Source organism: Campylobacter sp. CNRCH_2014_2849 (genome assembly GCF_025772845.1).
Lineage (GTDB): Bacteria > Campylobacterota > Campylobacteria > Campylobacterales > Campylobacteraceae > Campylobacter_D > Campylobacter_D lari_D.
In genome coordinates, this window is record NZ_JAKMSW010000003.1 from 122798 (window position 1) to 143918 (window position 21121).

Genomic DNA, 21121 nt, shown 5'->3' on the forward strand with positions numbered 1-21121 from the left:
TCTTCTTCTTTTATTCTTTTTTAAACTCTTTTTGAAATAAAAAACGCTAGAATAAACAAAAAATTCTAAGGAAAATTTTAATGTTTGAAGTTGTTATAGGACTTGAAGTTCATGCACAATTAAATACAAAAACAAAAATCTTTTGCTCATGTGCGACTTCTTTTGGAGAAAAATCAAATACTAATGTATGCCCAACATGTTTAGCTTTACCAGGTGCTTTACCTGTATTAAATCAAGAAGCGGTAAAAAAAGCTATAGCATTTGGAAAAGCAGTTAATGCAACTATAAATAAAAAAAGTATTTTTAATAGAAAAAATTATTTTTATCCTGATTTACCAAAAGCTTATCAAATTTCGCAATTTGATATTCCTATAGTGGAAAATGGTGAGTTATTTATCAATGTAAATGGAGAAAATAAACGCATAGGTATCACTAGGGCTCATTTAGAAGAAGATGCAGGAAAAAATATACATGAGAGTAATTTTTCAAAAGTAGATTTAAATAGAGCAGGCACGCCTTTGCTTGAAATTGTCAGTGAACCTGAACTTAGAAGTTCCGATGAAGCAGTGGCTTATTTGAAAAAATTACATTCTATTATAAGATTTTTAGATATTTCAGATGCAAATATGCAAGAAGGTAGTTTTAGATGTGATGCTAATGTTAGTATTCGTCCTAAAGGTGATGATAAGCTTTATACTAGAGTGGAGATTAAAAATTTAAATTCATTCCGTTTTATTCAAAAGGCGATTGAGTATGAAGTAAAACGCCAAAGTGAAGCTTGGGAAGATGGAAAATACGATCAAGAAGTTGTGCAAGAAACAAGATTATTTGATACGGTTAATTTAGTTACTAGAAGTATGAGAGGTAAGGAAGATTCTGCTGAATATAGATATTTCCCTGATCCTGATCTTTTACCTGTAATTTTAGATGATGAAATGCTAAATCAAGATATACCTGAACTTCCTGATGAGAAAAAAGCTAGATTTGTGAGTGAATTGGGCATTAAAGAAAGTGATAGTGAAGTGATTGTTTCTTCATTAGAGCTTTGTAGATATTTTGAGTATCTAATTAATCAAAAATTAAATCCAAAACTTTGTTTTACTTGGCTTACGACAGAGTTAATGGGGCTTCTAAAAGGCGAATTGACTATAGAAAACTCACCTATAAAACAAGAAAAATTAGCTGTTTTGATCAAACGTATAGAAGAAGGTGTTATTAGCGCTAAAGCAGGTAAGGATATTTTAGCTTATGTATTTGAAAATACAGAAGTTGAAATTGATGATGCTATTGAAAAACTTGGTTTAAAACAAGTAAGTGATGATGGTGCTATTGAAAAGATTATTGATGAAATTTTAGCAAATAATGAAGATAAAGTAGTTGAATATAAAAGTGGTAAAGATAAACTTTTTGGTTTCTTTGTCGGTCAGGCAATGAAAGCAGGTAAGGGTGCATTTAATCCTGCTAAGGTAAATGAAATTTTAAAAGCAAAACTTGGTTAAATATGAAAATAGCAGTTGTTGGTGCAGGAAAATGGGGAAGTGCTTTATATGATGCATTGAGCGTTAAAAATGAATGCGTAATAACTTCTTTTCACGAAAAAGATCTTTCTTATTTTGTTAGTACCAAAGAAGCTTTAGAATACGAATATTTAGTTTTTGCTTTATATGCTCAAGGAATGCATGAATGGCTTGCAAATAATTTTAAAGATTTAAATCAAAAAATTCTTGTAGCTTCTAAGGGTATTGATTATAAAAGTTTAAAATTTATGGATGAGGTTTTTAGTGAGTTCATAAGTAGTGATAGACTTTGTTTTTTAAGTGGTCCTTCTTTTGCAAGTGAAGTTTTAGAAAAAAAACCTTGTGCTTTGGTTGTTAGTGGTAAAAATCAAGAGCTTTGTAATCAATTTGCAAGTTTTTTTCCAAATTATATTAAAACCTATACAAGTTCTGATGTTAAAGGCGCTGAAATTTGTGGTGCATATAAGAATGTTTTAGCAATTGCAAGCGGAGTTTGCGATGGTTTAAATTTAGGCAATAATGCAAGAGCTTCTTTAGTTTCAAGAGGCTTGGTGGAAATGCACCGCTTTGGACAATTTTTTAATGCTAAAGAAGAAACATTTTTAGGGCTTAGTGGAGCTGGAGATTTATTTTTAACAGCTTCAAGTAACTTATCAAGAAATTATAGAGTAGGTTTGAATTTGGCTAGTGACAAAAATATAAAAGATATTTTAATGGAACTTGGCGAGGTAGCTGAAGGAGTGCAAACTGCTTATGCTATACATTCTTTATCGAAACAATTTCAAATTTATACCCCGATTGTTAACGAAGTAGTCTTAATGCTAGAGGGTAAGAATGCTTGGGAATCTTTAAAAGATTTGATGTCATCAAAGGAGGAAATATCATGATCATCAAAAATGCAAAAATTTATGGCGAGCAAAAGCTTGATCTTAAAATAGAAGATGGGAAAATTACTCAAATTGCTAATGATTTAAATGATGATGAGTATATTGTTGATATAGAAGGCAAAACTTTACTTCCCTCGTTTATTGATTTAAATGTTAGTTTGCTTGATAATGAATTTAGTATAGATAAATTATATGATCTTGAAAAAGCATGCTTAAAAGGTGGGGTAGGGACTATTGTTTTAAAAGATAGTTTAGAAGCTAATACTCAAGGCTATGCGCTTTATTTTGATAAATTAAAATCTTTAGATATTAATGTTTTACCTACTATTAATGTATTAGATAAAACAGAAAAATTAAAAAATATTGCTACCTTAATTGATATGGGCGCAAAAGGCTTAGAGCTTTCAAGTACTTTAGGAGCAAATTATTTAAGACAATGTATGCAATATGCCAATATGAAATCAACCCCTGTATTTTTAAAGTGTTTTGATGAGAGTTTTGATGATCATGGAGTGATGAACGATGGACAAATAAGTTTTGAATTAGGACTTATAGGAATTAGTAATATAGCTGAAACTAGTGAAGTGGCAAAAATGAAAGAATTAGTGGAATTTTATAAAAATAAAGCTTGTTTTAGCTCTTTAGCAATTGCAAGATCATTTGAATTATTGCATGATCAATATAGTGAAATTTCAATCCATCATTTAATCAAAGATGAAAGTACTTGTGAAAATTTTAACACTCAAGCAAAAATTTTACCTCCATTAAGAACAAAAGATGAAGTAACAAATCTTAAAAAGTTGCTTCAAGATAAGAAAATTACTTTCTTAAGTTCTTTACATGCTCCTAACACTAAAAAAGATTTGGCTTTTGATGAAGCAGATTTTGGAGTTAATGCCATAGCTATATATATGAGTTTATGTTTTACATATTTAGTAAAAGAAGGTATCTTAACTTGGAAAGAATTATGTGATTTTACAAGCTATAATCAAGCGCAATTTTTAGGATTAAATAAAGGTAAAATAGAACTTGGTTTTGATGCTGATTTAGTTGTATTTGATGAAAAACTTTCTTTTAATGGAGAAGGTTTATATGCAAATGATATCTTGCAAGGTAAGGTAGAAAAAAGTTTTATAGCAGGAAAAGTTTTTAGCCTTTAAGCTAAAAACTTTTATTTATCTTGCATAGCTTGAGCTACTTGAGCTGAACTATTTCTAATTTTTTCCATACATTCTCTAGCTTCTTTGGCTAAATCCACGCTTTGATTTACGCCACTTAAGCCATCTTTAATGCTTTGTACAACTTCAGCTGTTACATTTCTGATAGAATTAATGGTAGTAGTGATTTCATTTACTGAATGTCCAGTTCTTTCAGCTAGATTTCTAACTTCATCAGCAACAACAGCAAAACCTCTACCATGCTCACCTGCACGCGCTGCCTCAATAGCTGCATTTAGAGCTAAAAGATTGGTTTGATCAGCTATATCGCTAATGGTTTGAATGATATTTTTAATTTCTTCTGATTGCTCATTTAATGATGATACGAGATTACTACTATTGTTCATCATATCAGCAATGCCTTGAATATTTTGAACCGTATTTTCTATAACACTATCGCCCTCTTGAGTGAGATTGTCATTTTGTTCAGCTAATTCACTAATGAGCTTTAATTTTTCCTCATCTCTTACAACTTGTTCGGTAATATCTGTTGCAAATTTAATAACTTTGTAAATTTCTCCATCATCATTTTTGATAGGATTATAACTTGCTTCTAAATGGATTAGTTTGTTGTTTTTACCAAAGCGTATGAATTTTCCTGATTGAAATTTACCACTTCTTAGCTCTTCCCAAAAAATTGTATATTCTTTGGAATTTCTAAATTTTTCCTCGCAGAACATACTATGGTGTTTTCCTTTGATTTCACTTAGTGAATAACCCATGGTTTGAGTGAAGTTTTCATTAGCATTTAAAATCTCTCCATAAGGATTAAATTCAATAATAGCCATAGAGCGATTAGCGGCATCTATGGTGTTTTTTAGATCAAGCATTTCATAGTTTCTTTGAGTAATGTCATTTGCAAATTTAATAACCTTATACACTTCATTGTTTTGGTTTAAAATAGGAAGATAATTGGCTTCAAGATAAATATCTTTCCCGCCTTTTGCAATGCGTCTAAAAAGTCCATTTCTTGATATACCACTTTTTAAATCTCTCCAAAAATCAACATAGCGTTGTGACTTTACAACCTCTGGTAAACAAAACATACTATGATGTTTACCTTTGATTTCATTTAAAGAGTAATTCATAGTTTTTAGAAAATTTTCATTAGCATTAATAATAGTTCCGTCTGTTTGAAATTCTATCATGGCCATAGTTTTGCTAATAGCATTAAGTATATCTTGAAAAGCTTGATTAGATTGCTCTAATTGAGTAATTTGTTCATTAATTTTTTTCTTGTTGATAAACATAAAACCCCTTTATAAAATAATTCGGAATTATATAGTGCTTTTTAAAATAAATAATTTGTTTATATTAGCTTTTTGTTAAATTATAAAATTTTTCTTGGAGAGAATTTCTTATTTCATCGTTAATTTTCTCATTGTCATTTAGATATTGTTTGTTAAGTTCTTCAAGCTCTTTTAAAAATCCAAAAAGTGTTTCTTCCCATAAAGCATTATTTCTTTTACTTAAATTCATTGTTTGGATATGATTAAGTTTTCTACTCATATCGCTTAAATTCTCTAAAAATTCATCTTTATAATTTTCATCTTGGAGTGTAAAGGTATTTTGTAAAAGATTATTTTTTATATTTCTTATTTCTTCGTTAATTAGATCACAAAATTCAGGATAAATATCATTTTTAATAGGTTCAAGTAAGGCTTGTTCATCTAGTTTTAGAGTATATTTTTTTATGGCAAAAAAAAGAATTAAAAAAGCTATTGCACTGACTAAAATATAGAAAGTCATTTTGTTTTGATAATCCTTAAAAAATAAAAATGGTGCGGTTAGCGAGATTTGAACTCGCACACGCTGAGCGCACCACCCCCTCAAGATGGCGTGTCTACCAATTCCACCATAACCGCATAAGCCCCACAAGAGGGCTTTGAAAATTTTAAGCTGCTACTAATGCTTGGAATGGATTAGCATAAAGAGCGATAAGAGCAATAACAAGTGCATAAATAACTTGAGCTTCAATCATCGCTAAAGCAATAAACATAGTAGTCATTAATTTACCACCAAGACCAGGGTTTCTAGCAGTACCTGCTATAGTTGCTGCTGCAGTATTACCCATACCGATAGCTCCACCTAAAGCTGCAACACCAAGTCCTAAACCTGCTGCTAAGATAGAAAAAGAAGCTAACCATTGATTCATAGAACCTTCAGCTGCAAATGCAAAACCGCTTAAAGCTAGCATTAAAAATACGATTTTTTTCATAGTTTTTCCTTGTAAAAATTTAAATCCTTTCGGCTTGCGTATCCCTACTCGTGATTTATAAAAGCGAAATTATATACAAATATAACTTTAAAATTATTGAAATTTAAATTAATATTATATATTTTAAAATAAATTAAAGTTTTTTTTAGCTACATTAAAAATTTTTATAGTTTTATAAATTTAAGGTTATCTTTATGAATGAAAAATTTTCTAAAATAGGCTTTGTATTAGCGGTAGCAGGTTCAGCTGTTGGACTTGGAAATGCTTGGAAATTTCCAACTTTGGTAGGACAAAATGGAGGTTCAGCTTTTGTACTTTTATATTTGCTTTTGACTTTGGGGGTAGGGTTTGTAATATTTTTGGCTGAACTTAGCATAGGAAAACTTAGTGAAAAAGATCCTGTAAATGCCTATTATACTTTAGCTCCAAAACATAAAAGAGCTTGGTCTATAGTTGGTTTTTCTTTAATAGGTGCTATTTTGATTGTTTCTTTCTATAGCGTGATAATAGGATGGATTGTTAAGTATGCTTATTTTGGGTTTTTTCCTTTACCAAAAAGTATAGAAGAAAGTGGCGCTATTTTTGGAAATTTACTTTCTAATGATGTTTTATCTCAGTTTATATGTTTTACTTTTGTGTTTATAGTAATTTTTTATGTAGTATCAAAAGGTGTTAAAAGTGGTATAGAAAAACTCAATGTTTGGATGATGCCAAGCTTATTTATACTACTTATTTTAATGCTTGGATATTCTTTTAGTATGGATGGTTTTTCTAAAGCAAGTGAGTTTTTATTTTCTCCGGACTTTTCTAAGCTTAGTGTAGGAGCATTTTTAAGTGCATTGGGGCTTGCTTGTTTTTCTTTATCTATTGGAGTGGGTTCAATTATAACTTATTCTGCAAGTTTATCTGATAAAACAAATTTTATTACAAGCACTATTAACATTATCATTATTAATATTATTATTGGTATTATGATGGGACTTATTGTATTTACTTTCATATTTGAATTTAATGGAGATCCAGCTCAACAAGGTCCAGGCTTGATTTTTGTATCTTTGATGAGTTTGTTTTCAAATATTGACCCAATTGGCTTTTTACCTTTGGGAAATATTTTAGCTGTGGCTTTTTTTATAGCTTTGTTTTTTGCAGGGATTACTTCAGCAGTTTCCATGATAGAACCTTTAACCTTTTATTTAATCAATTCTTATAATTTTACAAGAAAAAAAGCTTTGATTTTTATAGCTTTCATTGTGTATTTTTTGGGAAGTTTGTGTATTTTATCAGGAATTGAGTGGAGTAAAGATTCTTTAGAATTTTTTGGAAAAAGTTTTTTTGATATATTAGATTTTATTGCTTCAAATTTAATGATGCCTTTAGGTGGATTATTTGGTGCAATCTTTGTAGGTTTTGTGCTTAAAAAAGAAGCTTTACAAACTTTATTTTATCCTTATATGAGGGGTAAATACTTTGAGTGTTGGTATTTTTTTGTAAGATATATCTCGCCTTTAGCTGTGATTTTAATCATGGCAAAACAATTATTTTTTTAAGGTTAAAAGATGAATGAAAAATTTTCTAAAATAGGCTTTGTATTAGCGGTAGCAGGTTCAGCTGTTGGACTTGGAAATGCTTGGAAATTTCCAACTTTAGTGGGTAACAATGGCGGTTCAGCTTTTGTGGTGGTATATTTACTTTTAACCTTGGGTGTGGCTTTTGTGATATTTTTAGCTGAACTTAGTATAGGAAAACTTAGTGAAAAAGATCCTGTAAATGCTTATCATACTTTAGCGCCAAAAAATAAAAGAGCATGGTCGCTCGCAGGATTTTTTATGCTTGGTGCTATTATTCTAGTGTCTTTTTATAGTGTTGTTATAGGTTGGATAGCAAAATATGCTTATTTTGGGTTTTTTGAATTACCTAAAGATACAAATGAAGCAGGCGCTATTTTTGGAAATTTACTTTCTAATGATGTTTTATCTCAATTTATATGTTTTACTTTTGTGTTTATAGTAATTTTTTATGTAGTATCAAAAGGTGTTAAAAGTGGTATAGAAAAACTCAATGTTTGGATGATGCCAAGCTTATTTATACTACTTATTTTAATGCTTGGATATTCTTTTAGTATGGATGGTTTTTCTAAGGCAAGTGAGTTTTTATTTGTACCTGATTTTTCAAAATTAAGTGTTAATTCTATATTAGATGCACTAGGGCTTGCATTTTTTAGTATGTCTTTAGGTGTATGTGTGATTTTAACTTATGCAGCAAGTTTACCTGATAAAACAAATTTTATAAGTAGTGCTTTAAATATTATCATTATTAATACTATCATTGGTTTGATGATGGGACTTATTGTATTTACTTTTATATTTGAATTCGGAGCTGATCCTACTCAACAAGGTCCAGGACTTATATTTATATCATTAACAACGCTTTTTGCAAAGTTAGGATTTTTGGGAAATGTTTTAGCCATAGCCTTTTTTATAGCTTTATTTTTTGCAGGGATTACTTCGGCTATTTCTATGATAGAACCTTTTACTTTTTATCTTATAAATCGTTATCAAATTTCAAGAAAAAAAGCTTTGGTTTTTGTGGGTATGATTGTTTATTTTCTTGGAAGTTTATCTATACTTTCTTTTTATCATGTAAGCGCGCCAAGTTTAAATTTCTTTGGGAAAAGTTTTTTTGATATTTTAGACTTTTTCATACAAAATTTATTAATGCCAATTTCTGCTTTAATTACAGCATTTTTTGTGGGTTTTGTGCTTAAAAAAGAAGCTTTACAAACTTTATTTTACCCATTTATGCGTGGGATATATTTTGAAATTTGGTATATCTTTTTAAGATACATTTCTCCATTAGCGGTTATTTTAATCATGGCTAGACAGCTTTTTTTCTAAGGTGTTAAAATGAATGATAAATTTTCTAAAATAGGTTTTGTATTAGCAGTAGCAGGTGGAGCTATAGGGCTTGGAAATGCTTGGAAATTTCCAACCTTAGTAGGCCAAAATGGTGGTTTTGCTTTTGTGCTTTTGTATTTGCTTTTGACTATTAGTATAGGATTTTGTGTATTTTTGGCTGAAATTGCTATGGGAAGATTAAGTCAGAGTGATCCTGTAAATGCTTATAAAAGCTTAGCAACTAAATATGCTCAAAAATGGAAATTTGCTGGATTTTTTATGCTCGGTGGAATTTTTGTATTATCTTTTTATCTTGTTATTATGGGTTGGGTTTTAAAATACATGATAACTTCGATTTATTATCTACCTAGTAATACTCAAGAAGCAGGAGCTTTATTTGGAAATTTAATACAAAATAGTATTTTAGAAAGTAGTTTGTATTTTTTAATTGCTTTTTTTCTTACCTTGTTTGTTGTTTCAAGAGGGGTTAAAAGTGGTATAGAAAAACTTAATGTTTGGATTATGCCAAGTTTGTTTATTATGCTTGTTTTAATGCTAGTATATTGTTTTTTTCAAGATGGTTTTAAGGAAGCTTTTGTTTATTTGTTTTATCCTGATTTTACCAAGCTTAGTTTAAACTCTGTTTTAACAGCTTTAGGTCTTGCTTTTTTTACTTTATGTTTAGGTATAGGTTGTATTACCACTTATGCAGCCTCTTTAAAAGACGATACAAATTTAATTACAAGTTCGGCCATAATTGTGCTTTTAAATATCAGTATAGGTTTGATGATGGGACTTATTGTATTTACTTTTATATTTAAATTTAATGCTAATCCTGCAGAAGGAGCTGGGCTTGTATTTATATCTTTAACGACTTTATTTTCTAATTTAGGTGCTATCTTTGGACATTTTTTAGCTTTTTATTTTTTCTTAGCTTTATTTTTTGCAGGGATTACTTCAGCAGTTTCTATGATAGAACCTTTTACTTTTTATCTTGTAAATGAATATAAAATTTCAAGAAAGAAAGCTTTGGTTTTTATAGGCTTTGTAGTTTTTCTTTTGGGAATGAGTTGTATTTTATCTTTTAGTGCTAATTATGGGGCTAGCTTTAGTTTTTTTGGTTTAAGTTTTTTTGATATTTTAGATAAATTAACTTCTAATTTTATGCTCCCACTTGGAGCTATTGCAAGTGCTATTTTCGTAGGATTTTTTGTGGAAAAAATAAAAATTTACAATTTATTTTCTAAGTTTATGAGTAGAAGTATTTTTGAAGTATGGTATTTTTTACTTAGATTTGTTGCACCTATTGCGATTATTATCATTATGTTAAATCAAATTTTATAAATTTATTTTTTAAGAAAGTAGAGTTATAATTGCAAAGATGTAAAAATAAGGAAAAATTATGGCTAAAAAGTTAATTGATGTGATGGATACCACATTTAGGGATGGTTTTCAATCTGTTTATGGTGCTAGAGTTTTAATGAATGATTTTTTTCCTGCCCTAGAAGCAGCTAAAGAAGCAGATATTAAGCATTTTGAATTTGGTGGTGGAGCTAGATTTCAAAGTTTATTTTTTTATTTGAACGAAAATGCTTTTGAAATGATGGACAAATTTAGAGCCATCGTTGGAAAAGATGCAAATTTACAAACTCTTGCAAGAGGGGTTAATACCGTAGCACTTGATACAGGTAGTAAAGAAATTATCAATTTGCATGCAAAAATGTTTGCAAAACACGGCGCAACTACAATAAGAAATTTTGATGCATTAAATGATGTAAATAATTTAAAATTTAGTGGAGAATGTATAGTTAAACATGGCTTAAAACATGAAATTACCATTACTTTAATGGATTTACCTCCAAAATGTAAAGGTGCGCATGATGTGCCATTTTATGAAAGAATTTTAAAAGAAATCCTACAAGCTCAAATTCCTTTTGATAGTATTTGTTTTAAAGATGCAAGCGGAACTTCAAATCCAAATAAAATTTATGAAGTTATTAAAATGGCTAGAAAAAACCTGCCTGAAAATATGCATATAAGATTACATACGCATGAAACCGCAGGGGTAAGCATAGCATGCTATTTAGCGGCTTTAGAAGCAGGTGTTGATGGTATAGATTTAGCTGCAGCTCCTGTTAGTGGCGGTACTTCTCAACCTGATATTTTAACAATGCTTCATGCTCTAAAAGGAAGCAATTTTGATCTTGGTTTAGATGAAGAAAAAATTTTAAAATACGAAGAAGTGTTAAAAGATTGTTTAAAAGATTATTTTCTACCACCTGAAGCAACAGCGGTGAATCCTTTAATACCTTTTTCACCTATGCCGGGTGGAGCACTAACTGCTAATACACAAATGATGAGAGATAATAATATTTTAGATAAATTTCCTCAAGTTATAAAAGCTATGCAAGAAGTAGTAGAAAAAGGTGGTTATGGTACTTCTGTTACTCCTGTATCGCAGTTTTATTTCCAGCAAGCTTTTAATAATGTAATGTTTGGTCCTTGGAAAAAAATTGCAGATGGATATGGAAAAATGGTTTTAGGATATTTTGGAAAAACTCCCGTTGCTCCAGATCCTGAAGTAATTAAGCTTGCAAGCGAGCAATTAAAACTAGAACCAACTACAAAATTAGCCACAGATATTGCTGATGCTGATGAGAGCAAAAGTATAGCTTATATTAAAAACTTATTAGAAAAAGAAAATTTAGAAACAAGTGAAGAAAATATTTTTATCGTTGCAGCTTGTAAAGAAAAAGGCATAGCTTTCTTAAAAGGCGAAGCTAAGGTTAATGTTAGAAAAAATAGCAAATTAAAATCAAGTCTTATCGATGAAAATCAATTTACCGTTTCAGTTAATGGTAACAAATACCATGTAGAAGTAAGTGCAGGTTTTGATAGAGATGTTAATGTTAAAAGTGCTGTAAAAGTAAGTGCAGATAATGCAAAAGTTGCAAAAACTCAAGTAAATGATAATGCTATTGTTGCAAGTATGAATGCAAATGTATTTAAAATTTTAGTTAAAGAAAATGATAGTGTAAAGGCAGGTCAAGTTGTAGCTGTACTTGAAGCTATGAAAATGGAAATTGAGATTAGTGCAAGTAAAGATGGAGAAATTGCAGAACTTTTAGTAAATGCTGGTGAGAGCGTAAGTGAAGGTCAAGCTTTAATGACTTATAAATAAGGAGGTAAAGATGAAAGGTTTAGAAAATTTAGGCTTAGAAAATATCGGACAAGTTTTTCACAATCTTAGTTATGATGAGCTTTTAAAGCACGAAAAAAACAATAATGAAGGTGTATGTACTAAAAATGGTACCTTTAGTGTAGATACAGGAATTTTTACTGGAAGAAGTCCTAAAGATAAATATTTTGTAAAACAAGATCCTTCGCAAAAATACATTGCTTGGGGTAAGATTAATCAGCCTATTAGTGAGGAATTATTTGAAAAGCTTTTAGCAAAAGCTAAAAAACAACTTAGTAATAGTGATATTTATATCCAAGATGCATATTGTGGAGCTTCGTTAAAAAGTCGTAAAGCTGTGCGTTTTGTAACTCAAATTGCATGGCAAGCACATTTTGTAAAAAATATGTTTATTCGTCCAAAAGAAGAAGAACTTAGTGAGTTTAAACCTGATTTTGTGGTGTATAATGCTTGCAAATGTATTAATGAAGATTATAAAAAAGATGGTTTAAATTCAGAGGTTTTTGTCATTTTTAACATAGAAAAAAATATAGCAGTAATTGGTGGAACTTGGTATGGTGGAGAGATGAAAAAAGGAATTTTTTCTATGATGAATTATTGGCTTCCACTAGAAAATAAACTTTCTATGCATTGTAGTGCTAATGTTGGAGAAAAAGGTGATGTAGCGCTTTTCTTTGGGCTTAGTGGTACAGGTAAAACTACTCTTTCAACTGATCCAAAAAGAAAATTAATAGGCGATGATGAGCATGGTTGGGATGATGAGGGTGTGTTTAATTTTGAAGGAGGTTGTTATGCAAAATGTATTAACCTTGATCCTCAAAGTGAACCAGAAATTTATGGAGCTATAAAGCAAAATGCACTTTTAGAAAATGTAGTTTTAAAAGATGATTTAAGCGTTGATTTCAATGATGGTTCTAAAACTGAAAATACTAGAGTTTCTTATCCGATAGAGCATATTTTAAATCACGAGCCAAGCCTTAGTGCAGGTCATCCTAGTAATATCATTTTCCTTTCAGCGGATGCTTTTGGTGTTTTACCTCCGGTTAGTAAGCTTAGTAAAGAACAAGCAATGTATTATTTTCTAAGTGGTTATACTGCTAAAGTAGCAGGTACTGAAAGAGGCATTACCGAACCTGTTGCGACTTTTTCAGCTTGTTTTGGAGAAGTGTTTTTGCCATTACACCCAACTGTTTATGCAAAACTTTTGGGCGAAAAAATCAGCAAGCATAATGTAAATGTTTATCTGGTAAATACCGGTTGGAGCGGTGGAGCTTATGGTGTAGGCAAAAGAATGAGTATTAAAGCTACTAGAGCTTGTATTAATGCGATTTTAGATGGTAGCATACAAAATTGTGAGTTTGAAAACTATGATTTATTTAATCTTGCAGTTCCAAAAGAATTAGCGGGTGTAGAAAGTAAGTTATTAAACCCTGTTAATACTTGGGAGGATAAAAAAGCTTATGAAGAAACTAAATTAAAGCTTGCAAAAATGTTTATAGAAAATTTCAAACGCTATGAAGATGTAAAAGAAGGAGCAGAATTTAAACTAGCTGGTCCTGCTATCTAAAAAGAGTTAGCTCTTTTTAGAATAAAGATTGAGGATTGATTTGGGTTTCTTTATTTTTTGGAAGCTCAAATCCACCTAACATATGAAAATGTAAATGAAAAACTTCTTGTCCGCTATTTTTTCCACAATTTGTGATTAATCTATATCCACTTTTATCAAGTCCTAAAAGAGTAGCTAGTTCTTGGATAAATTGTGTCATTTCACTCATTAATTCAGGTCTTAATTCTTGAAAGTTTTCAAAATGCTCTTTTGGAATGATTAAAATATGAATAGGTGCTTTAGGATTAATATCATGAAAAGCTAAAAATTTTTCACTTTCTAAAACTTTATTAGCAGGGATTTTTCCTTCTACGATTAGTTCAAATACGGTTTTTTCTCTCATTTAGTAGTCCTTTTTTTATTATTTTTGCTAATTTTAAATAATTTTACATTAGAATGTTTAAAAAAAATTTAGTTGGAGCTAAAATTGCAAGATATGATAGAAAAAATTGCTTCTGCAAATACTTTAGCAGAACTTGAAAATATAAAAGTAAGTGTTTTGGGAAAAAAAGGTATTTTGACTTTAGAATTTGCAAAGTTAAAAGATTTGCAAAGTGAAGAAAAAAAAGAATTCGCTAATGGTTTAAATAAAACAAGAGATGAATTTAATGAAGCTTATCAAATAAAATTAAAAGAATTAGAAGAAAAAGCTTTAAATGAAAAAATGAAACAAGATGTGCAAGATTTTAGCTTTTTTGATGAAACTTCAAATGCAGGTGCTTTGCACCCAATCATGCAAACTATGGATAAAATCATAGAATATTTTACAGCTTTAAATTTCAGTATAGAAAAAGGGCCTTTGATCGAGGATGATTTTCATAATTTTGAAGCATTGAATTTACCACAAAATCATCCTGCAAGAGATATGCAAGATACTTTTTATTTTGAAGATAAAACCTTGCTTAGATCTCAAACTTCTCCAGTTCAAATTAGAACTATGCTATCTCAAAAACCACCTATTAGAATGATAGCACCAGGTGCAGTTTTTAGAAGAGATTTTGATATTACTCATACCCCTATGTTTCATCAAGTAGAAGGACTTGTGGTAGAAGAAGGCGATAAGGTAAATTTTGCAAATTTAAAAGATATGCTAGAGCATTTTTTAAAACATATGTTTGGCGATGTAAAAGTGCGTTTTAGACCAAGCTTTTTTCCTTTTACAGAGCCATCTACTGAAGTAGATATTTCTTGTGTGTTTTGTAAAGGTTGTGGATGTAGGGTTTGTAAGCAAACAGGATGGCTTGAAGTTTTAGGATGTGGCGTTGTTGATCCTAATGTTTATAAATTTGTTGGTTATAAAAATGTAAGTGGTTATGCTTTTGGTTTGGGTGTGGAGCGTTTTGCTATGCTTTTACATAAAATTCCTGATTTGCGTTCTATGTTTGAAGGTGATTTAAGATTATTGGAGCAATTTAGATGATTATTAGTAGAAATTGGTTAAATGAATGGATTGATTTAAGTGAAATATCAACACAAACTATAGTAAATACTTTAAATTCCATAGGATTAGAGGTTGATAGTTTCAAAAGTGTTAAAGCTCCTCAAAAAGTTGTAATAGGTAAGGTTTTAGAAAAAGTTAAACATGAAAATTCAGATAAATTGAATATTTGTAAAGTAGATATTGGGAATGAAATCTTACAAATTGTTTGCGGTGCAAAAAATGTTGATAAAGATCAATTTGTAGCCGTATCTTTAGTAGGTGCAGTGCTTCCTAGCGGACTTGAGATAAAACCTGCCAAACTTAGAGGGGTTGAATCTATGGGTATGATTTGCTCTTCTAGTGAGCTTGGTTTTGGAAAAAGTAATGAAGGCATTATGGTTTTAGATGAAAGTATGGGAGAGTTAGTTTTAGGAAAAGCTCTTAATGAATATGATTTGTTTAATGATGAATTAATTGAAATAGAACTTACTCCAAATCGCGGGGATTGCTTGAGTTTATATGGTGTTGCTAGAGATTTAAGTGCAGCACTTGATTTAAATTTAAAAGAATTAAATCCTTTAAAAGAAGGTGAAAATAGCGTAGGTATAGGAAGAATACTAAGTGTTAAAAATCAAAGTGATGTTGAAGGATTTTTTGCTTATAAGGCACTAGAGATTAAAGAAGAATTTAAGTTAAATATCACGATACAAATTCGTCTTGCTTTGATTGAAGCATATAAAAATAACAACATAGAAAATCTTTTAACTTACGCAACTCATGCAAGTGGAGTGATTTTTTGTGCTTATGATTTTCATAAGCTTTGTCAAGATTGTCAAATTGATGAAAAGATTGTTTTAGAGATTAAAACTCAAGAGCATGGAGAGTATGGGGTTTATTATAAAGATGAGTTGATTGCTTTAGCAGGTATAGAGCAAGAAGATAAATTTAAAATTAATGATGAGAGTAAAATCATCATTATAGAAGCAAGCTATACTCATCCTCAAACTATAGCAAATGCAATAGCCTTTTATAAAAAGAAAAATGATACTATATATCGTTCTTTAAGAGGCAGTGAGCCTAAGCTTTCTTTGGGAATGGAGTATTTATTTAATGAGTGCTTAAAAATTAGTGCAATGAGTGTTTTTTCAGGAAGCCAACAAGTTTTTAAAGAAAATGAAGCAAATATTATTGGGATTTTTGGTGCAGAGGTTGATAAAATCATTGGTATGCCTATAGATAAAAATAATTTAGTCAAAATTCTTAGAAAACTAGGCTTTGAAATAAGTGTGGTAAATGATGAACAATTTAATATTAAAATTCCACTTCACCGTAGTGATATAGTAAATATAGCTGATATTAGTGAAGAAATAGTAAGAATTATCGGTATTGATAATATCCCATCAAAAGCTTTAGAATTTAGAGAAAAAAATCGTTTAAATCAAGTATATTTTGATTATCAAGAGCTTAAAAATTTAAGATTAAAAGCAAGCAACAATGGATATTTTGAAAGTGTGCATTATGTTTTGGATAATGAAGAAGAATTAAGTCAGCTAGGATTTAAATGTATTAAAAACAAACTCATTAATCCTATTACTAACGAACTTAATACTTTAAGAAGTACTTTGATAAATCATCTTTTAAATGCAGTAAGCTTTAATCTAAGAAATTCAAAAAAGAAAATCAAGCTTTTTGAGTGTGGTAGTGTTTTTGATGAGTTTTCAAACGAGCATGCTAAATTTGCAATGATCTTTAGTGGCTATAAAGAAGAAGCTAAAATCACAAATAAGGCCAAACCTGTTTTGGTAGATTTTTATACCTTTTTAGCAGAATTAAAAAGCATTATAGGTGATTTTAGTTTACAAAAATCAGAATATGCATTTTTAAGTCCATATGAACAAGCAAATGTATATAAAAATGGCAAGCGTATAGGTTTTGTAGGTAGAGCGCATTTAAGTATAGAAAATGAAAGGGATTTGGTTAAAACTTATATTTGCGAGCTTGATTTGGAAGGCTTAAAACAAGACTTTAAAACCGCTAAAGCATATTCTAAATTTCCATCTATGAGCAGGGATTTAAGTATAGTAATACCTAAGGGTTTTGAATATGAAAAAATCAAACACACTATTGCTAAATTAAATATCGAAAGATTAGAAAGCTTTAGAGTGGTAGATTTATATACAGATGAAAATTTAGGCGATTTTTATAGCTTGACTATTAATTTGGTATTTAGAGATTTTGAAAAAACCTTAGAAGATAATATTATCCTTGAATATATTGATAAAATCATCAAAGCTTTAGATGATGAGCATGGTTTAAAACTTCGATGAAGATAAGTCCTATTGATTCTTTTAAAGTAGAGCTTGAAGATATAGCTTCTGATAAGTCTATATCTCATCGCTTTGCTATTTTTTCTTTGCTTACTCAAGGAACTTGTAAGATTAAAAATTATCTAAAAGCACAAGACACTTTACATACTTTAGCAATCATTCAAGCTTTAGGAGCTGAAGTTGAAGAAATTGATGGATTAATTTATATTAAAGCTCCAAAATATATAAAATCTCCAAATTGCGTTTTAGATTGTGGAAATTCAGGTACAGCTATGAGACTTTTAATAGGTTTTTTAAGTGCTATTGAAGATGAATTTTTTGTTCTTAGTGGAGATTGTTATTTAAATGCTAGGCCAATGAAGCGAGTGAGTGGGCCTTTGATGAGTTTAGGAGCTAAGATTTTTGGAAGAGCTAATGCAAATTTAGCGCCTATTTGCATACAAGGGGCTAAGTTAGATGGTTTTGACTTTAGTAGTAATATTGCTTCAGCTCAAGTAAAATCAGCTTTAATTTTAGCAGCTTTATTTGCCAAAAAAGAAAGTTATTTTAAAGAAGTTGAGCTTTCAAGAGATCATAGTGAGATTATGCTTAATAAAATGGGAGCTTGCATTGAGTATTTAAATGAGGATAAAACTTTTATCAAAATCAATCCTTTAAAAGAAAAATTAAAAGCATTTGAAGTATGTGTACCAAATGATCCATCATCAGCCTTTTATTTTGCCTTAGCTGCTTGTATTTTACCTTATTCAAAAGTAGTTTTAAAAAATGTTTTGTTAAATAAAACACGCATTGAAGCCTTTAAAATTTTAGAAAAAATGGGTGCAAAGATCACTTATAATATTACTAATGAAGATTTTGAAAGTATTGGAGAAATTTGTGTTGAAAGTACGCCTTTAAAGGCGGTAAATGTGAGTGAAAATATCGCATGGTTGATTGATGAAATTCCAGCTTTGGCTATAGCTTTTGCTTGTGCAAAAGGAAAAAGCATTATAAAAAATGCTAAAGAATTGCGCGTAAAAGAAAGTGATAGAATCAAATCAATTGTATTAAATTTGCAAAAATGTGGCATAAAAGTAAAAGAATTTGAAGATGGCTTTGAAGTAGAAGGCGGCGAAGTTAAAAATGCTAAAATAGAAAGCTTTGGAGATCATAGAATTGCGATGAGTTTTTTAATTTTAGGTTTAAGATGTGGAATGGAAGTAGATGATAGTGAATGCATCAAAACTTCTTTTCCAAATTTTATTGAGATTTTAAAGCAAATAGGAGCTAAGATTGGAGATTGAATTAGCAAAAAGTTATGGATTTTGTTTTGGAGTAAAAAGAGCTATTAAAAAAGCCGAGCAGATTAAAGATGCAGTTACTATAGGACCTTTAATTCATAATAATGAAGAAATCACAAGACTTTGGAAAAATTATAATGTTAAAACATTAAATGATATCAATGAATTAAACGCAGAAAAAAAAGCCATTATTAGAACCCATGGTATTACAAAGCAAGATTTAGAAAAATTAAAGCAAAAGGATATAGAAATTTTTGATGCTACATGTCCTTTTGTGACTAAACCTCAAAAAATTTGTGAACAAATGAGCAATGAAGGTTATGAAGTTGTTATTTTTGGGGATGAAAATCATCCTGAAGTAAAAGGGGTTAGAAGTTATGTAAGTACTAAAGCTTATGTAGTGCTTGATGAAAAAGAATTGCTTGATATTAAATTGCCTTCTAAAATTGCAGTAGTATCACAAACTACAAAAAAGATAGAAAAATTTATGGAAATTGTAAATTTTTTAATGCTTAGGGTTAAGGAAGTGCGTGTTTTTAATACAATATGTGATGCGACTTTTAAAAATCAAGAAGCAATCAATGAACTTGCTAAAAAAAGTGATGTAATGATAATAGTTGGAGGGAAGAACTCAGCCAATACTAAACAGCTTTTTTTGATAGCAAAAAACTATTGTGAAGATAGTTATTTAATCGAAAATGAAAAAGAAATTCAGAAAGAATGGTTTAGCGGTAAAGAAAAATGTGGCATTAGTGCGGGTGCTTCTACACCTGATTGGGTGATTGATTTGGTTTTGGAAAAAATCAAAGAATACGCCAAAATTAACTAAGTTTAAAGAAAACAATACTATAATCAACAATTAAAATTTAAAACAAAGGACCACAATGAGCGAGGTGAACAAAAAAGTTCAAAACAGACTAGAGGATATTATCATAGAAGAAGATTTTGAGCAAATGCTTGAAGAATCTTTTAAGTCTGATGAGGAGGCAACTACACAAGGTATAATTGTCGCGATTAAAGGCGATGAGGTATTTGTAAATGTAGGACAAAAATCAGAAGGTATTTTAGTAGCAGAAGAAATTCAAAACGAAAAAGGCGAATTTATCTTCAAAGAAGGTGATACATTAGAAGTTGCTATAGTAGGTTCTCGCGGTGGCAGATCTTTACTTTCTCATAAAAAAGCTTTAAGAAAACAAAAAGTTAAAGAATTTATTAACAATTATAAAGATGATGAAAGTATATTTGATGTAAAAATCATTGGTAAAAATAGAGGTGGCTTTGTAGCTGTGGATGAAAATGGAGTGGAGTTTTTCCTACCAAAATCACAAAGCAGTTTTAAAGATTCAAATAATATTATCAATAAAACTTTTAAAGTTAAAATTATAAAAATAGATAAAGAAGCTCAGAGTATAGTAGTTTCTAGAAAAAAAATAGTAGATGAGGAAAGAAAAAAACGCAAAGAAATTATTTCAAATGTATTAAATCAAGAAGAAATTATAGAAGGTGTTGTTAAAAAAATCACTACTTACGGTATGTTTGTTGATGTAGGTGGTGTTGATGGTTTAGTTCATTATAGCGAAATTTCTTATAAAGGACCAGTAAATCCCAGTTCGTTGTATAATGAAGGTGATAAAGTTCCTGTAAAAGTGATTAAATATGATAAAGATAAAAAACATCTTTCTTTATCTATAAAACTTGCCATGCCTGATCCTTGGGATGAAATTAAAGATGGTTTAGAAGTTGGTGATACTATTAAAGTTACGGTTTCAAATATAGAACCATATGGTGCTTTTGTAGATTTAGGAAATGATATAGAAGGATTTTTACATATAAGTGAAATTTCTTGGGATAAAAATGCTAAAAATCCAAAAGACTATATTAACGAAGGTCAAGAGCTTGATGTGGAAGTGATTGAAATTAATGCTAAAGAAAGAAGACTTAGAGTTTCTTTAAAAAATTTATTAGCAAAACCTTTTGATGAGTTTTTAAAATCATATAAAGTAGGTGATGTGCTAAAAGGCAGCGTTACCTCCGTGACTAATTTTGGCGCCTTTATAAAAATTGCTAATTTAGAAGGTTTATTGCATAATGAAGATGCTTCTTGGAATAGAAGTGATAAATGTAAAGATATGTATAAAGTTGGTGATGTTGTAGAAGTTAAAATCATTAAACTAGATAAAGAAAATCAAAAAATTTCTTTAAGCACTAAAGAATTACAAAAAAGTCCTGTTCAAGTTTATGCTCAAAAACACCAAGTAAATGATGTTATTTCTGGTAAAATCAGAGATATTAAAGATTTTGGAGTTTTTGTAGAGCTTGAAGAAGGCGTTGATGCGCTTATTCATAAAGAGGATTTGGGAAATATTGATTTTTCAAGTTTAAAAGTAGGTGATACAATAGAAGCTTTGATTGTTTTCATTGATGAAAAGAAAAATAGAATTCGTTTAAGCGTAAAAAGCCTTGCAAGAATGAAAGAAAGAGAAGCATTAAATGAAATCAATGATAATGACAAAGTAACTTTAGGTGATATTATCAAAGATCAACTTTTATAATAAA

The 21121-nt window shown here is 29.8% G+C and carries 17 protein-coding genes and 1 tRNA gene; 13 read left to right on the top strand and 5 right to left on the bottom strand.

Going from position 1 to position 21121, the window contains the following annotated elements:
* Positions 1-80 precede the first annotated feature (80 nt).
* The 3 genes from gatB to L8X33_RS03150 are packed head-to-tail and all read left to right on the top strand — an operon-like array spanning position 81 to position 3564.
* Positions 81-1499, top strand: a complete 1419-nt coding sequence (gatB, locus tag L8X33_RS03140; protein WP_263666411.1) for an Asp-tRNA(Asn)/Glu-tRNA(Gln) amidotransferase subunit GatB — start codon at positions 81-83, stop codon at positions 1497-1499.
* A gap of 2 nt (positions 1500-1501) precedes the next feature.
* Positions 1502-2404, top strand: coding sequence for an NAD(P)H-dependent glycerol-3-phosphate dehydrogenase (locus L8X33_RS03145; RefSeq protein WP_263666412.1), 903 nt, complete (start codon positions 1502-1504; stop codon positions 2402-2404).
* Complete coding sequence (locus L8X33_RS03150) at positions 2401-3564, top strand: metal-dependent hydrolase (protein ID WP_263669930.1); 1164 nt, start codon at positions 2401-2403, stop codon at positions 3562-3564. Before L8X33_RS03145 ends, L8X33_RS03150 begins: the two co-directional genes overlap by 4 nt.
* An 11-nt stretch (positions 3565-3575) precedes the next feature.
* On the opposite strand, the gene L8X33_RS03155 is transcribed toward L8X33_RS03150, so the two are convergent.
* The 4 genes from L8X33_RS03155 to L8X33_RS03170 all read right to left on the bottom strand — a co-directional run bounded on the left by L8X33_RS03155 (position 3576) and on the right by L8X33_RS03170 (position 5839).
* Positions 3576-4871, bottom strand: a complete 1296-nt coding sequence (locus L8X33_RS03155; protein WP_220566680.1) for a methyl-accepting chemotaxis protein — start codon at positions 4869-4871, stop codon at positions 3576-3578.
* A 64-nt stretch (positions 4872-4935) separates the two neighbouring features.
* The gene (locus L8X33_RS03160) at positions 4936-5370 is read right to left on the bottom strand and encodes a hypothetical protein (protein ID WP_220566681.1); all 435 of its coding nucleotides are present in this window, start codon (positions 5368-5370) and stop codon (positions 4936-4938) included.
* 30 nt (positions 5371-5400) lie between these two features.
* Positions 5401-5486: transfer RNA gene (locus L8X33_RS03165), tRNA-Leu, on the bottom strand.
* A gap of 29 nt (positions 5487-5515) precedes the next feature.
* Positions 5516-5839, bottom strand: a complete 324-nt coding sequence (locus L8X33_RS03170; RefSeq protein WP_012661906.1) for a F0F1 ATP synthase subunit C — start codon at positions 5837-5839, stop codon at positions 5516-5518.
* Positions 5840-6033: 194 nt separating this feature from the next.
* On the opposite strand from L8X33_RS03170, the gene L8X33_RS03175 reads away from it, so the two are divergent.
* Genes L8X33_RS03175 through pckA form a run of 5 tightly spaced genes read left to right on the top strand, consistent with a single transcriptional unit; the run spans position 6034 to position 13499 of the window.
* Positions 6034-7386 carry a sodium-dependent transporter gene (locus L8X33_RS03175; RefSeq protein WP_258108779.1) on the top strand — a complete coding sequence of 451 codons (1353 nt, stop codon included), beginning with the start codon at positions 6034-6036 and terminating at the stop codon, positions 7384-7386.
* A 9-nt stretch (positions 7387-7395) separates the two neighbouring features.
* Positions 7396-8733, top strand: a complete 1338-nt coding sequence (locus L8X33_RS03180; protein ID WP_263669931.1) for a sodium-dependent transporter — start codon at positions 7396-7398, stop codon at positions 8731-8733.
* 9 nt (positions 8734-8742) lie between these two features.
* Complete coding sequence (locus L8X33_RS03185; RefSeq protein ID WP_133319885.1) at positions 8743-10077, top strand: sodium-dependent transporter; 1335 nt, start codon at positions 8743-8745, stop codon at positions 10075-10077.
* 58 nt (positions 10078-10135) lie between these two features.
* Positions 10136-11914 carry a biotin/lipoyl-containing protein gene (locus L8X33_RS03190; RefSeq protein WP_263669933.1) on the top strand — a complete coding sequence of 593 codons (1779 nt, stop codon included), beginning with the start codon at positions 10136-10138 and terminating at the stop codon, positions 11912-11914.
* Between the two features lie 10 nt (positions 11915-11924).
* Complete coding sequence (pckA, locus tag L8X33_RS03195) at positions 11925-13499, top strand: phosphoenolpyruvate carboxykinase (ATP) (RefSeq protein WP_263659753.1); 1575 nt, start codon at positions 11925-11927, stop codon at positions 13497-13499.
* Positions 13500-13515: 16 nt separating this feature from the next.
* Here pckA and L8X33_RS03200 read toward each other — a convergent pair whose 3' ends face one another.
* On the bottom strand, positions 13516-13881 hold the full coding sequence (locus L8X33_RS03200; protein ID WP_220566684.1) for a histidine triad nucleotide-binding protein: 366 nt from the start codon (positions 13879-13881) through the stop codon (positions 13516-13518).
* A gap of 84 nt (positions 13882-13965) precedes the next feature.
* Here L8X33_RS03200 and pheS point away from each other — a divergent pair, with 84 nt between their 5' ends.
* The 5 genes from pheS to L8X33_RS03225 are packed head-to-tail and all read left to right on the top strand — an operon-like array spanning position 13966 to position 21117.
* On the top strand, positions 13966-14958 hold the full coding sequence (gene pheS, locus L8X33_RS03205) for a phenylalanine--tRNA ligase subunit alpha (RefSeq protein WP_263669934.1): 993 nt from the start codon (positions 13966-13968) through the stop codon (positions 14956-14958).
* The gene (pheT, locus tag L8X33_RS03210) at positions 14955-17285 is read left to right on the top strand and encodes a phenylalanine--tRNA ligase subunit beta (RefSeq protein WP_263669936.1); all 2331 of its coding nucleotides are present in this window, start codon (positions 14955-14957) and stop codon (positions 17283-17285) included. The genes pheS and pheT overlap by 4 nt, the downstream gene beginning before the upstream one ends.
* On the top strand, positions 17282-18568 hold the full coding sequence (gene aroA, locus L8X33_RS03215; protein WP_263669938.1) for a 3-phosphoshikimate 1-carboxyvinyltransferase: 1287 nt from the start codon (positions 17282-17284) through the stop codon (positions 18566-18568). Before pheT ends, aroA begins: the two co-directional genes overlap by 4 nt.
* Positions 18558-19394 carry a 4-hydroxy-3-methylbut-2-enyl diphosphate reductase gene (locus tag L8X33_RS03220; RefSeq protein ID WP_263666422.1) on the top strand — a complete coding sequence of 279 codons (837 nt, stop codon included), beginning with the start codon at positions 18558-18560 and terminating at the stop codon, positions 19392-19394. The genes aroA and L8X33_RS03220 overlap by 11 nt, the downstream gene beginning before the upstream one ends.
* A 55-nt stretch (positions 19395-19449) precedes the next feature.
* Complete coding sequence (locus tag L8X33_RS03225; RefSeq protein ID WP_220566688.1) at positions 19450-21117, top strand: 30S ribosomal protein S1; 1668 nt, start codon at positions 19450-19452, stop codon at positions 21115-21117.
* The last annotated feature ends 4 nt before the right edge of the window (positions 21118-21121 follow it).